The organism is Arthrobacter sp. fls2-241-R2A-172 (assembly GCF_030208885.1).
Taxonomy (GTDB): Bacteria; Actinomycetota; Actinomycetes; order Actinomycetales; family Micrococcaceae; genus Arthrobacter.
Genome location: NZ_JARVTB010000009.1, coordinates 11,097 through 24,438 on the forward strand (window position 1 = coordinate 11,097; position 13,342 = coordinate 24,438).

The 13,342-nt window shown below is 64.0% G+C and carries 9 protein-coding genes; 5 read left to right on the forward strand and 4 right to left on the reverse strand.

What is annotated here, in order from left to right; all coding sequences use genetic code 11:
- Window positions 1–6: 6 nt before the first annotated feature.
- From QRM57_RS14190 to metG, 3 genes are read left to right on the forward strand one after another with little or no spacing between them, the layout of a single operon-like run.
- On the forward strand, window positions 7–2,817 hold the full coding sequence (locus QRM57_RS14190) for an ABC transporter permease (protein ID WP_284987088.1): 2,811 nt from the start codon (window positions 7–9) through the stop codon (window positions 2,815–2,817).
- Window positions 2,814–3,569 carry an ABC transporter ATP-binding protein gene (locus QRM57_RS14195; protein WP_235521537.1) on the forward strand — a complete coding sequence of 252 codons (756 nt, stop codon included), beginning with the start codon at window positions 2,814–2,816 and terminating at the stop codon, window positions 3,567–3,569. The genes QRM57_RS14190 and QRM57_RS14195 overlap by 4 nt, the downstream gene beginning before the upstream one ends.
- A gap of 34 nt (window positions 3,570–3,603) precedes the next feature.
- Entirely contained in the window at window positions 3,604–5,163 is a 1,560-nt protein-coding gene (gene metG / locus QRM57_RS14200; RefSeq protein ID WP_284987090.1) for a methionine--tRNA ligase, read from the forward strand.
- A gap of 110 nt (window positions 5,164–5,273) precedes the next feature.
- Here the strand turns inward: metG and QRM57_RS14205 are convergent, their stop codons facing one another.
- The 4 genes from QRM57_RS14205 to QRM57_RS14220 all read right to left on the reverse strand — a co-directional run bounded on the left by QRM57_RS14205 (window position 5,274) and on the right by QRM57_RS14220 (window position 10,550).
- Complete coding sequence (locus QRM57_RS14205; RefSeq protein ID WP_284987092.1) at window positions 5,274–7,742, reverse strand: ABC transporter permease; 2,469 nt, start codon at window positions 7,740–7,742, stop codon at window positions 5,274–5,276.
- A 3-nt stretch (window positions 7,743–7,745) separates the two neighbouring features.
- Window positions 7,746–8,540 carry an ABC transporter ATP-binding protein gene (locus QRM57_RS14210; RefSeq protein WP_284987093.1) on the reverse strand — a complete coding sequence of 265 codons (795 nt, stop codon included), beginning with the start codon at window positions 8,538–8,540 and terminating at the stop codon, window positions 7,746–7,748.
- Window positions 8,541–8,648: 108 nt separating this feature from the next.
- Entirely contained in the window at window positions 8,649–9,362 is a 714-nt protein-coding gene (locus tag QRM57_RS14215) for a response regulator (RefSeq protein ID WP_235521533.1), read from the reverse strand.
- A 3-nt stretch (window positions 9,363–9,365) separates the two neighbouring features.
- Window positions 9,366–10,550: a sensor histidine kinase gene (locus QRM57_RS14220; RefSeq protein ID WP_284987094.1), complete on the reverse strand. Its 1,185-nt coding sequence runs from the start codon at window positions 10,548–10,550 to the stop codon at window positions 9,366–9,368.
- Between the two features lie 125 nt (window positions 10,551–10,675).
- On the opposite strand from QRM57_RS14220, the gene QRM57_RS14225 reads away from it, so the two are divergent.
- Both QRM57_RS14225 and QRM57_RS14230 read left to right on the forward strand, forming a co-directional pair.
- Complete coding sequence (locus tag QRM57_RS14225; protein ID WP_284987095.1) at window positions 10,676–11,728, forward strand: 3-isopropylmalate dehydrogenase; 1,053 nt, start codon at window positions 10,676–10,678, stop codon at window positions 11,726–11,728.
- A gap of 117 nt (window positions 11,729–11,845) precedes the next feature.
- The gene (locus QRM57_RS14230; protein ID WP_257369081.1) at window positions 11,846–12,958 is read left to right on the forward strand and encodes a branched-chain amino acid aminotransferase; all 1,113 of its coding nucleotides are present in this window, start codon (window positions 11,846–11,848) and stop codon (window positions 12,956–12,958) included.
- The last annotated feature ends 384 nt before the right edge of the window (window positions 12,959–13,342 follow it).

Genomic DNA, 13,342 nt, shown 5'->3' on the forward strand with positions numbered 1-13,342 from the left:
AGCCCAATGAACGCCGTCCAAAGGTTCATCAGAAGCCGTGTGCTGCTGCTGACCGCGGCCATTTTGATCGTCGCCATGTGTTTGTCCGTCCTAGTTCAGAGCCAGTCACAGGCAGCCCTGAACCGTACAGTGGACGAGAACTCGCGGGGACTCTACGACATCCTGGTCCAGGCAAAGCCGGATCAGTCCCGGAACGGCGACGGCGGTGCATTGATCCAGCCGGAGATTGCCAATGGTCAGGGCGGCATCAGCTTTGATCAACTGGACAAAATCCGCGGCATGGGCCAGACGGCCGTAGCGGCTCCCATCAGCCTGGTCTCGCGCGTGTCCCAGAACCTGGAAGCCCCCCGGCTGAATGCGATGGACTACCTGGGATATAACGCCGGCCTTGCCGGCGCTATCACTGCGGGCGACCCCTCCGCCATGGATTCAAGCAAGTGGCCTGCGGCCGAGTCCGTGTTGTCCGATTCACCGAAGAAGTACCGCCTGACAGCATCGGCAACCAGCTCTGACGGAGTCAACCAGCAGACTCTTTTCAAGACCAGTGCCGAGGGCACCCTGGGTAAGGGCCGCTTGGTGCAGGAGCAGGCTGCCGGCGGCAGCAACGTCCGGATCGCCGGTCCTGAGGGGGAGACCGGCGTCAAGTTCCCGGCTCCGGCTCTCGGGTCCGAGCACAACCTGTTCAACCTTTCTGTCGCTCTTCCCCTGGCACCTGAGGTGACTGAGTCCGTCGTCGCCGTCGATCCTGCTGCCGAAAGGGCCCTGCTGGGCTCAGCGGGCGACTTCCTGGCGCCGCTTGAAAAGGCGCCCCCGGCGGACGCCCGCGACGCGGGAGCCATCGGACGCCACTTTGAGAGCCTCTTCACCACAGGCCTGAGCATGCAACAGCTCGAGGAGGGCCCTGATTTCCTGGGCGTCAAGCTCAAGTACTGGGCACCGCTCATGACGCAGTACCAGCAAGCCAAGCGTGATGGCCTGCTGACGAACGACTCCAAGGCGATCCCGCTGATCGTGCGCACGGGTACTTCCTTGGACCTGCAGTACTCGGTCAAGATCGAGGAAATTGACGCAAGCGGCAAGGTCGTCAAGGACGTCGGCACGGTCACCCGTTCTTTGGACAAGGACTACCTCCCGTTCGTTTCCAAGTCCCCGTTTGCCCTGGAGTGGCCCGGTTCCACCGACCACAGCCAACTGCTTGGCAGCACGGCGTCGTTCAGCCAGGGTTTGTACAACCCGGCCACCTGGAGCACCGCTTTCGCAGCTGCGCCGAAGTACAAGGACGGCGAGGACGCCGCCAACGGCGCTTCGGACAAGAGCGCCACGCCGGGGGACTGGGTCACTGTGAACCGCTTGCCTGAGAAGTCCTCCTTCGGAGCGCCTGTGGACCAGACCCAGCGCAAACCGGTCGACGAACGGTCGTACCGGGAAGACCTCGAAACGGGCAAGAAGCCCGCTGCCCCCTTGCCCATGGTTTATGGCACCTTTGATCCGGCCGCCGTCCAAGCCGCAGCCGGTGACGTCAACAAGCTGCCTTTGGGTGGCTACGACCCCGCCCCGATGACACTGAGCAAGGACGCCAACGGCAAGGACGTCCAAAGCACGGCCCTGAAGCCTTCCTTGAGCGCTACAGGCCTGGTCAGCCAGTCTGCCGGCGCCATCACTGACTACTATGGCCTGGCCGCGGCCCGTGGTTACGATTCCAACGCCAACGTGATCGACGCCGTCCGCGTCCGTGCCAACGCCGCGGGAAACTGGAAGACAGCCCAGCCCGAGGTTGAGAAGCTCGCCACCCAGATCCGCGAACTCGGCCTCGAAGCCACCGTGGTGGCTGGATCCGCCCGCGAAGACGCCAACATCTTTGTTCCCGGCTACAGCAAGGACGACGCCGGCAAGGAGTCGCCCCTGGGCACCGTCCAGCAGTCATGGGTACGCCAGGATGCTGCCGACGCAGTCTCCGGGTCCCTGACAGGAACCAACATCACCCTCCTGTTCCTGACCCTGTTGGGCGCCACGCTCCTGACCGGTGCCTCAACGGTGAGCTACATACGCCAGCGGAGAAGCGAGGCCGGCATCCTGCGGGCCATGGGTTGGACCCAGAAGCGGATCCGGTCCTGGGTCCTTGAAGAGTTCGCCGTGGGTGCTGCTGCGCTGACGGTTGCCGGAGTGGTCCTCAGTCTCCTCAGCTGGAACATTGCCACCGTGATCGTCTCGGCGACCATGCTGGTCATTTACATCGGAGCGGCTTTGTTGGCCGCCCAGCAGTTGCGCCACCGCGTCGTGGTTGACCAGGAACCGCAGCATGATGAACGCCTGGTTACCGTGGATTCCCCGTTGACGTTCGCCAACAGGCAGCTCACCACCAACAGGTTCAACTCCATCTCGCTGGCTGTGGCCGTTGGGGTCTTCGGTGCCGCGGTAGGTGCCTTGATCGCCCTGCTGATCGACATTCCCCGTGCGGCAGGCGCCAGTGCGCTGAGTGGCCTTGCGGCTGCCAGCATTGCGGCTCCAAGCGTGATCCTTGCCGTCTTTGGCGTGGTGGTTGGGCTTCTCCTGACGCTTGTGACCGGCCGCTTTGAGCTCCATGCCAAGCGGGAGTACTTGGGCACACTGCGTGCCATGGGCTGGAACCCGGACATGCTGGGACAGGTCCGCTTCTTCGAAAATGCACTGGTGGGCACCGTGGCTCTTCCTTTGGGCGTCCTTGGCGCACTGGGATTGGGTCTGCTCCTTGCCCCCTACGCGGCCCTCTGGGCCGGCCTGGCCGGGTTGCTGGCCGTTATTTGCTGGATTCCGATCGCAACGAAAGTAGTCAAATGACCGAGACTCCCAACCCCGAGCTGGCGGCCACCCCGGAATCCCCCGAAGAGTCGCTGCAGACCCGCGCCAACACGATCGTGCGGGCCGCGGACCACGCTACGCCCCTGGAACTGAGCCGCGTCACCATCCACTACGGTGGCGACAAAGGCGGAGCCGAAGAAGTCGACGTCGTAGACGACTTCAACCTGACGCTGCACGCCGGTGAGATGCACTGCATCGCCGGCCGAAGCGGTTCGGGCAAGACCAGTATCCTGACGGTCAGCGCCGGACTGACGCTGCCGACGTCGGGCAAGGTCTTCTGGGAAGGCGTCCCCCTGGACACGATGGGCGACGACGAAATTGCCGACCGTCGTCGTGCCCTCATCGGTTACGTGGACCAGGGCGGTGCCCTGATCGATGGCATGAGCGCATTGGAGAACGTCCTGCTTCCTGCCGTTCCCGACGGCGAGGTGGAACAGCGCACGGAAATGGCCAAGGACCTTTTGGACCTGGTGGGGCTTGGCCGCCGGATGCGGCACCGTCCCGCCCAGCTCTCGGGTGGCGAACGCCAGCGCGTGGCCATTGCACGCGCACTGATCCTGGGCACCCGGGTCCTGGTAGTGGACGAGCCCACAGCCAGCCTCGACCGTGCCGCGGCCAACCGCATTATCGGAATCCTGAAGGACACCACCAGCGACGGTATCGCTGTCATGGTGGCTTCCCACGACCACGAGTTGGTACGCCTCAGCGATACGCTGACCGAACTTAACTAAGCTCTTTCATCCGAAATAAAGGTAACTTTTTAGAGTGACGTCTCCAGAGAAATCCCCGTTCTACATCACCACCGCAATCAGCTACCCCAACGGCGTGCCGCACATCGGCCACGCCTATGAGGTCATTGCGACCGATGCCATGGCGCGCTTCAAGCGGCTTGATGGCTATGAAGTCTTCTTCATGACCGGAACGGACGAACACGGGCTCAAAATGCAGCAGTCCGCTGAGAAGGAAGGCATCACTGCCAAGCAGCTCGCGGACCGGAACTCGGCGGCGTTCAAGCAGATGAGCCAGGACCTGGGCATCTCCCATGACCGCTTCATCCGCACCACGGACCAGGACCACTACGCCGCGTCGCAGGCCATCTGGAAGAAGATGGAAGCCAACGGCGACATCTACCTGTCCAAGTACGAGGGCTGGTATTCGGTCCGCGACGAGGCGTACTACGTCGAGGACGACACCGTGGTCAAGGAGGACGGCCTCCGTTACTCCAAGGAGACGGACACGCTGGTAACCTGGACGGCTGAGGAAAGCTACTTCTTCCGGCTCTCCAACTACCAGGACAAGCTCCTGGAGCTCTACGGCGAGCAGCCGGAGTTCGGTGCTCCCCAGTCCCGTTTCAACGAGGTCATAAGCTTTGTCAAACGTGGCCTCGAAGACCTGTCCATCAGCCGCACCACCTTCGACTGGGGTGTTCCTGTCCCGGGCGACGAGAAGCACGTCATGTATGTCTGGGTGGACGCCCTGACCAACTACCTCACGGGTGTGGGGTACCCAGACGTCGAGTCCGAACAGTTCAGGAAGTTCTGGCCGGCCGATGTCCACGTGATCGGCAAGGACATTTCGCGGTTCCACGCCATTTACTGGCCTGCTTTCCTGATGAGCGCAGGGCTTGAATTGCCCAAGCGCGTCATGATCCACGGCTTCCTGACCAACAACGGTGTCAAGATGTCCAAGTCCTTGGGCAACGTGGTGGCACCTCAGGACTTCGTGGCGCAGTACGGCCTGGACCAGTGCCGCTACTTCTTCCTTCGCGAAGTTCCGTTCGGCGCTGACGGCAATTACAACCACGAAGCGATCGTGGGCCGGATGAACTCGGACCTCGCCAACAACTTCGGAAACCTTGCCCAGCGTTCGTTGTCCATGGTGGCAAAGAACTGCGAAGGCAAGGTACCCAAGCCCGGTGCGTTCACCGACGAGGACAACGCCCTGCTGGCCCGGGCCGGTGGACTGCTGGACATCGCGCGTTCTGCGTTCGAAAAGCAGGAATTCAGCCGCGCCCTTGAGGCCATTTGGGCTGTGCTCGGTGATACCAACGCCTACTTCGCGGAACAGGCCCCCTGGGTGCTGCGCAAAACAGACGTGGAACGGATGAACACGGTCCTTTACGTCACGTTGGAAGTGGTCCGGATCGTGGCGATCCTCGCCCAACCCGTGATGCCGTCGTCGTCGGCCAAGCTCCTTGAGGTCCTCGGGCAGCCGGAAGGTGACGCACGCCAGTTCGCTGCGATCGCCACGCCGATTGTCGCTGGCACTGAACTGCCGGCACCTGCCCCTGTCTTCCCGCGCTTCGAGGAACCCGCCGAAGCCTAGCGCTCTTCCACGAACCATCCCCATCAGCGGAACGCTCCCGCATTTCCACCCGGCAGGACCGAAGGAAATGCGGGAGCGTTCGGTTTTGAGCGCCATTTGGTGATGGAGCGTCAGGCTGTGGCGAGTCCTTCCACCGGGGATAAGCGTGCGGCTCGCCGGGCCGGAATCACTGATGCGAGCAGCCCGGCCACCACGGCCACACCGAAGACTGCCAGCAGTTGCAGCCACGGCACAGCGGGAACCACCGTAGCCATGCCGCCGAGGGTTGCCTGCGCGCCGAGCCAGCCATAGACGATGCCCATGCCCGCGCCGAGGAGGGCTGACACTCCCGCCACCAGCACAGCTTCGATAGCCAGCATCCCGCGGAGTTGGCCTTTGGTCAGCCCCAAGGCACGGAGCAGCGAGTTTTCGCGCGTCCGTTCAAGAACCGAGAGCGACAGGGTATTAGCCACGCCGATCAAGGCAATGACCACGGCCACGCCCAGCAGCCCTGTGACCACAAGCAGCAGGACATCGATGATGCTGTTGAACGTCACACGTTCGAGAGCTGCGCCGCTGACAGTGCGTTCCTGGACGCCGAGGGCCGACGCGATCTCCTTCTGGATTGCCTGCACCCGGTCCGCCGGGACGGAGTCGCCTAACTTCACCCACACCATGCCAGGGGTCTCCGGGAGCGCCGCGGAGGTAATGCTGGTTGCATCGACGAAGGCAGGGACGTTGCGGGTGCGCAGGACCTTCGCATCGAGTGAAATATCGCCGGCTGTCGTGCCGATACTCGCGCGCCCGGCGGCGGAGTCTTCGGGCAGGTACACCACGCCAGGGGCCGGCTTCAGGTTGGCATCCCGCACCACCGATCCTGCGTCGGCTCCCGGGAGGGCGTACACGGTCTGTCCGCCATCGGGGGTGGACGCGTCCTTCAAGGTTCCCACGGCCTGCAGGAGGACCGCCGCGCTGACGCCGTCGAGGGTTTTGATCCGGGCCACCGCCTGGGAAGGGTCTGCTGTGCCGTCCACGGACGTTGGGGCGGAAAGGTCAACAGGGTAGTTCTCTGCCAGGGTGTCGTTGAACGCCTGCCGGGACGTCGCGGCGCCCGTCATCATGAGGGACACCAAGGTCACGCCAATCAGCAGGGCCGCGGCCGTCGCGGAAGTACGCGCCGGGTTACGGGTGGCATTGACGGCGGCAAGCTTGCCGGGCACGCCGGCCGGTGCCGCGAGCCGGCCTGCCAAGGCGACCACAGAGGGGATGAAAAGGGAGGAGCAGAGCAGGATGCCCACGAACGACGCGGCGCCACCCAGCAACGCAACCGGCAGCGCCACGTTCAGGCTGCCGTAGGCCAGCAGTCCGGCACCGCCCAGAAAAGCCAGCAGTCCGATGAGGAGCCGGAGCTTGCCACGCCGGTTCCGGACGGACGCGTCATCGGCGGGACGCAAGGCGGCAAGAGGCGCGACGGCGGTTGCCGCCTTGGCCGGAACCAGCGCCGCAACCACGGTCAACAAGGTGCCTGCCACCATGCCGGCAACAATGGCCGACGGAGGGACTGCCAGGGTCGCGAAAGCCTGCTCCGGTTGTGACTTGGCCCAGGCGATCAGCGCCGTCATCAGGCCAGTGGCGGCAAGGACACCCAGCACGGAGGAAACGAACCCGACCACGAAGGCCTCAAGCATGACAGAGCCGCGGATCTGGGAACGCCCGGCGCCCAGACAACGCAGCAGGGCCAATTCCCGGGTCCGTTGGGCCACGAGCACAGAGAACGTATTGGCTACCACCAAGGTTGAAACGAGGATGGCCACCCCAGCGAAGGCGAGCAGGACCACCGTCAACTGGTCCTGCCCGGCGCTGAGCATCGCGACCGTTGAGGTGACTTTCTCCTGGGCCGTTTCAACGACGGGCGACACCACCCCGGCAGCGTCCATCCGGCGGGAGATGTAGTCCTTCGCCGCGGACACGTCCTCGCCCGGTTTCAGTGCGAACTGCAAGCCCGTATAGCCGGCTCCGGCGTCTTGCACCGCGTTGAGTACCGACTCGGAGGCTATTAGTTGGGCTGCCGAAGAAGAGAAGGGGTCGTTCGTGGCCTGCGTCAGCCCAGTAATGGTCACCTTGGCGTTCTTGACCGGACCGGCCCCGTGCAATTCCAGGGTGCTGCCGACGGTAAGTCCCAGGTGCTCTGCGGTCTTGACATCCACGGCCGCTTCCAAAGGCTGCGAGGGCATGGACCCCGATGAGAGGACGGCGCCCTCCAAGGAAACGGGGGCAGCATTCCGGAGCCGGCCGAATTGCTCACCCCCGCCGGCCTGGAAGGTCACATACGTCGACCGCTCCGCGTAGCTCTCAGCCACAGCGGGCGAAGAAGCAGCAGCGACCACGGCGGCCTGGGTGAAAGGTTCGCCGTTCTTGGACGTCGCCACGAGGTCCGCTTTACGGAAGGCCTCGCCGATACTCGCACCCAAGGACGCGTTGGTGCTTGCGCCCACCATGAGGGTGGCAGCGAGGAACATCACCGACAACATCACGGCAAGGCCGATCGCCACGAAGCGCCGGTAATGCGTAGTCAGTTGGGACAGTGCAACGCGCAACATGCCTTACGCCCCCAGCTTGCCAAGGGCCGCCAGGACAGAATCTGCCGTGGGATCGTGGATTTCCCCCACCAGGCCGCCGTCGCTCATCAGCACCACACGGTCCGCGTAGCTTGCAGCCACGGGATCATGGGTCACCATGATGATGGTCTGGCCCATTTCCTGGCTGCTCCGGCGAAGCAGAGCAAGAACTTCGCCGCCGGCCTTCGAGTCCAGGTTGCCGGTAGGTTCGTCACCGAACACGACGTCGGGACGGGTCAACAGTGCCCGGGCTACTGCCACGCGTTGCTGCTGGCCCCCGGAGAGCTCATGTGGACGGTGCTTCAGGCGATCCTTCAGGCCAAGCGTGCTGACAACGGTATTGAGCCATCCGGCGTCGGCCGTTGTGCCCGCCAACGCAAGCGGAAGCGTGATGTTCCGCTCGGCTGTCAAAGTAGGCACCAGATTGAAAGCCTGGAAGACAAAGCCAATCCGTTCGCGCCTCAGTGCCGTGAGTTGGCGGTCGTTGAGGCCGGTCAGCTCCGTGCCACCCAGGACAATGCGCCCGGAATCCGCCGAGTCCAGGCCCGCCAGGCAATGCATGAGGGTGGACTTGCCGGATCCGGAGGGGCCCATGATGGCCGTGAACTTCCCGGCGTCGAAACTCACCGACACCTTGTTCAGGGCCGTAACGCTTGTATCGGCGCGTCCGTAGCTTTTGGTCAGCTCAAATGCTTCGACGGCGGGACGGGCTTGGGCGGCATCCGATCCCTGCGGCGGGTTCGTTCCTGAAGGGTGGGGGAGAGGCGTGAATGTTGTCATGGTTCCACGCTAGGTTTCGGTGCACCCTTGCCGGATCGGGCCGGGGACCGATTCCCGGGCGCCGCACCTCATACCGTGGTCTGAGCCCGGCACGAACCCGGGATGAGGCTAGGCCCCAGGCGCAACCACACCGGTCTCATACGCGATGACCACAACCTGGACGCGGTCCCTGGCGCCGAGCTTTGCCAGGATGTGCCCAACATGCGTTTTCACAGTGGCCTCGGATAAGAACAAGCCCGCCGCGATCTCCGGATTTGACTGCCCCTGGGCAATCAGCTGGAACACTTCGCGCTCGCGGGCGGTGAGGCTCTCGACGGCCGCGGCGTGCTCGCTCTGCTCAGGCGTCTGCGTTCTCAAAAGGGGCGCCACATGGTCCAGCAATCGACGGGTGGTGGACGGTGCGATCACGGCGTCACCACGGTACACGGTACGGATCGCCTCCAGGAGCTCTTCGGGCGGGGCATCCTTGAGCAGGAACCCGCTCGCGCCGGCCTGGATGGCAGCCAAGGCGTACTCATCAAGATCGAAGGTGGTGAGCACCACGATTTTGACCTCTGCGCGCTGCGATCCCGCGGGTTGGGCTGCTGCCTGCTCAAGGATGCGCCGGGTTGCTTCAATGCCGTCCATCCCGGGCATGCGGACATCCATGAGGACGACGTCGGCCGCTGTGGCCCCTAGAGCCTGCACGGCTTCGATGCCGTTCGCCGCTTCGGCCACGACTTCCAGATCCGGCTGGGAGTTGATCAGCATGCCAAATCCCGAGCGGACCAGGTGTTGGTCGTCCACCAAGGCAACCCGGATGGGCGCAGGAACATCGGACATGGGTTAGGCCTCCGAATAGGGGATGAAAGCGGACACGCGGAAACCGCCGCCCTGTTCCGGGCCTGCGGTCAAGGAACCATCGTAGAGGGACACGCGCTCGCCCATGCCCCGCAGGCCGTTGCCGCCACCTGCCGCCGGCGGATCAGCGGCGGCGCCCCGCCCGTCGTCGAGGATGTCCAGCTGCAGGCCCCTGCCTTGCCAGGCGAGCGTCACCCGCGCACTGGCCTTCGGGCCGGCATGTTTCATGACATTGGTCAGCGCCTCCTGGATGATGCGGTAGGCGGTCAGCTCCGCTCCTGCGGGAAGCGCCCTGCGGGGAGCACCGCTTTGGTCGAAGGACACCTGCAGTGTCGCGGCGCGGAAACCCAGGAGAAGCTCGTCAAGGTCCGAGAGGCGGGGCTGCGGGCGGGTGGGGGAGTCGTCGTCGGAGCGGAGGATGCCCAACAGCCGTCGCATCTCTGCCAGGGAATCCCTGCCTGTGGCGGCAATGGTGGCCAGCGCTTCGGTGGCGAGTTCGGGCTTCGCTGCGGCTGCGTAACGTGCGCCGTCTGCCTGGGTAATGATTACGGACAAAGAGTGGGCCACGATGTCGTGCATTTCCCGCGCAATATGGGATCGTTCGTCAGCTGCGGCCAACTGGCGCTCCTGCTGCTGTTCTACTTCAAGGCGCCGGGTGCGGTCCTCCAATGCCTGGAGCTGGAGTCGTCGAACGCGGGTGAGGTCCCCCAACGTCCAACTCACCAGCACCAGCATCCAAATCAGCACCGTATAGAGGGCCCCGATGGTCAGGCCCATGATGCCCGACTCGGCACTGCTGGAGAACTCGCGTGTGGTCAGCATGATGCCGCCAAGCATCCCTGCGAGCAACACTGTCCGGCTTGCCCAGGCAGGTCCGTAAGCGGCGGTGGCGTAAATGACGAGCGGAACCGCGATTTGGCCCGCCACGGGTTCCGCACCCACCGCCCACTGGACCAGGCACACAAGGATAACGACGACGGCGGCCATGGCCGGCCGGGTGCGTCGCCAAGCGAGGGGCAACAGGAGGCTGCAGGAAAGGAGGGCGAGCCACGGGTGCCCGGCAAGGAGATAGACCGGCCCAAAGAGCAGGATCAGGAGGCACGTAGCCGTAAGGTCCACTTTGAAGCGGTTGACCCGGAACCATTCGTATATTGCATGCCTGCTATCCACGCATACGACTCTATGCGGAGCTGGAGTGTCAGGGCATCATGCCGTGGTCTGAACCCGGCGCTACGGGGTGTTCGCAGAGTGAGACGATTTTGACCAGCATGTGGATTGCTTGGCTAGATAGACGTATGAGTGCAACGTCCATCAATCTCGCTGTCATCCCAGGCGACGGCATTGGCCCAGAGGTCATCGCCGAAGCCGTCAAGGTCCTCGAAAAGGCCGTCGCCGCGGAAGGCGTCACCCTCGAGCAGACCCACTACAAGCTCGGTGCACAGCACTGGCTTGAGACCGGCGAGACCCTTCCGGAGGAGGTCCTGGCGGACCTTCGCACCCGTGACGCCATTCTATTCGGCGCCGTCGGAGCTGCTCCCGGCGATACCCGCATCCCGTCGGGCATCATCGAACGCGAGATGCTGCTCAAGCTCCGCTTCAGCCTCGACCACTACGTGAACCTGCGCCCGTCCCGGCTGTACGGAACCGTCGGCAGCCCCTTGGCAAACCCAGGCACCATTGACTTCGTCGTGGTCCGTGAGGGTACCGAGGGTCCCTATGTGGGCAACGGTGGAACCTTGCGTGGCGGCACTCCGCACGAAGTTGCTACCGAAGTTTCCCTGAACACAGCACACGGCGTGGAGCGTGTTGTCCGCGACGCCTTCCGCCGCGCCAACGGGCGTCCGCGCAAGCACGTCACGCTCGTCCACAAGCACAACGTGCTCGTCTTCGCCGGACACCTGTGGAAGCGGACCGTCGAGGCAGTGGCCAAGGAATTCCCCGAGGTCACCCACGACTACCTGCACATCGACGCCGCCACCATCTTCATGGTGACCGAGCCCTCGCGCTTCGACGTCATCGTCACCGACAACCTCTTCGGCGACATCCTCACCGACCTCGCGGCAGCCGTTACCGGCGGCATTGGCTTGGCGGCATCGGGCAACATCAACATGGACCGCACAGCACCGTCCATGTTCGAGCCCGTCCACGGCTCCGCCCCGGATATCGCCGGACAGCAGAAAGCCGACCCCACTGCGGCCATCCTCTCCGCAGTGCTCCTCCTGGACCACCTTGGCTACACCACGGCGGCCCGCAAGATTGAAGCGGCAGTAGTCGCCGACGTCGAAAGCCGCACCGGCGAGCCGCGCAGCACAGCTGCCGTTGGTGACGCCATTGCGGCCGCACTTTAGGCCCAAATCTCAGGCGTAAGCTTGTCTTGAATTATTTACCTGCTTCCCTGGTCCATCGCTGAACCACACCCTTCGGGGCCGCGTTCGCCCTGCCAGGTAGCTGACTGTGGAGGAAACATGACTCAGACTGCCCATGGCGTCGAATTCAGCCAGCAGCTTTCGGAAACACCGAAGTCTGCTGAGGAGCGTGCAGCCATCCTGGCGAACCCGGGATTCGGCGACTACTTCACCGACCACACCGCCGTCGTCGACTACAAAGTCGACGCCGATGGCAATGGCGGTTGGCAGAACGCCCGGATCGAGCCCTACGGACCGATTTCCCTTGATCCGTCGGCTGCGGTCCTGCACTACGGCCAGGAAATCTTTGAGGGCCTCAAGGCATACCGCCACGCTGACGGCTCCGTCTGGACCTTCCGTCCGGAAGCCAACGCCGCCCGCCTCAACAAGTCGGCCCGCCGGCTCGCCCTTCCCGAATTGCCGGAAGAGTACTTCCTCGGAGCGATCCGTGAACTCGTCCAGGCGGACCAGGAATGGGTTCCCTCCGGCGACGGCGAAGCCCTGTACCTGCGTCCGTTCATGATCGCCACCGAGGCTTTCCTTGGCGTGCGTGCTGCACGCGAGGTCTCCTTCCGCGTCATTGCTTCCCCCGCCGGTAACTACTTCGGTGGCGAACTCAAGCCGGTCTCCATCTGGATCAGCCGTGAATACGCCCGTGCGGGCCGCGGTGGGACCGGAGCGGCCAAGTGCGGCGGTAACTATGCAGCGTCCTTGATCGCCCAGCAGGAAGCCGAAGCGAACGGTTGCAAGCAGGTCCTCTTCCTGGACCACTTCAACGACGACGCCGTGGAGGAACTCGGCGGCATGAACGTCTTCTTCGTGATGAAGGACGGCTCACTTGTCACCCCGGCACTGAGCGGAACCATCCTCGAAGGCGTCACGCGCATGTCCGTCATCCAGGTGGCGAAGGACATGGGTCGCGAAGTCAGCGAGCGCAAGATCACGCTGGATGAATGGCGCGATGGCGTTGCCTCCGGCGAGATCACCGAGGTGTTCGCCTGCGGTACCGCTGCTGTGATCACGCCCATCGGTGTCCTCAAGGACGCCACCGAGTTCATCGGTGCCGAGGACGCCAAAGCCGGCGAGACCACCATGGCCATCCGCCAGCAGCTCTTGGGCATCCAGACCGGAACCGTTGAGGACACCCACGGCTGGCTCACCCGCCTGGTCTAGCCTTCCGGACGTCCCGAAATACCACCGCACGACGGCGGCCCTTCCCTTGGTTATCAAGCGGAAGGGCCGCCGTTCTGCTTCCCGGACGCTTGATCCAAACGCTCGGGCACATCCCACCCGATTCCCGTGGACGCTCTCTCACGTCCCACCCGTTTGATCCAAACGCTCCCTCACGTCCCGCCTGCTTCCCGTGGACGCTCTCTCACCTTCCGCCTGTTTGCGGTGGACGCTCTCTCACCTTCCGCGTACAAGCGGCCAAAGTTGCCACAAACCGTAGGCGTCGAATATCGCCGTCGAGCGTACTTCGGCTGTCCAGTAAGTGAGTGAGGGTTGGGGTGATGGGGGTGGGGTGTGAGTGAGGGTTGGGTGGAAGGGGGTGGGGTG

Excerpts from the sequence above, each read along its gene's own strand:
- QRM57_RS14190 (WP_284987088.1), top strand. The coding sequence starts at position 7 with ATGAACGCCGTCCAAAGGTTCATCAGAAGCCGTGTGCTGCTGCTGACC.
- QRM57_RS14195 (WP_235521537.1), top strand. The coding sequence starts at position 2,814 with ATGACCGAGACTCCCAACCCCGAGCTGGCGGCCACCCCGGAATCCCCC.
- QRM57_RS14205 (WP_284987092.1), bottom strand. The coding sequence starts at position 7,742 with ATGTTGCGCGTTGCACTGTCCCAACTGACTACGCATTACCGGCGCTTC.
- QRM57_RS14210 (WP_284987093.1), bottom strand. The coding sequence starts at position 8,540 with ATGACAACATTCACGCCTCTCCCCCACCCTTCAGGAACGAACCCGCCG.
- QRM57_RS14215 (WP_235521533.1), bottom strand. The coding sequence starts at position 9,362 with ATGTCCGATGTTCCTGCGCCCATCCGGGTTGCCTTGGTGGACGACCAA.
- QRM57_RS14225 (WP_284987095.1), top strand. The coding sequence starts at position 10,676 with ATGAGTGCAACGTCCATCAATCTCGCTGTCATCCCAGGCGACGGCATT.
- QRM57_RS14230 (WP_257369081.1), top strand. The coding sequence starts at position 11,846 with ATGACTCAGACTGCCCATGGCGTCGAATTCAGCCAGCAGCTTTCGGAA.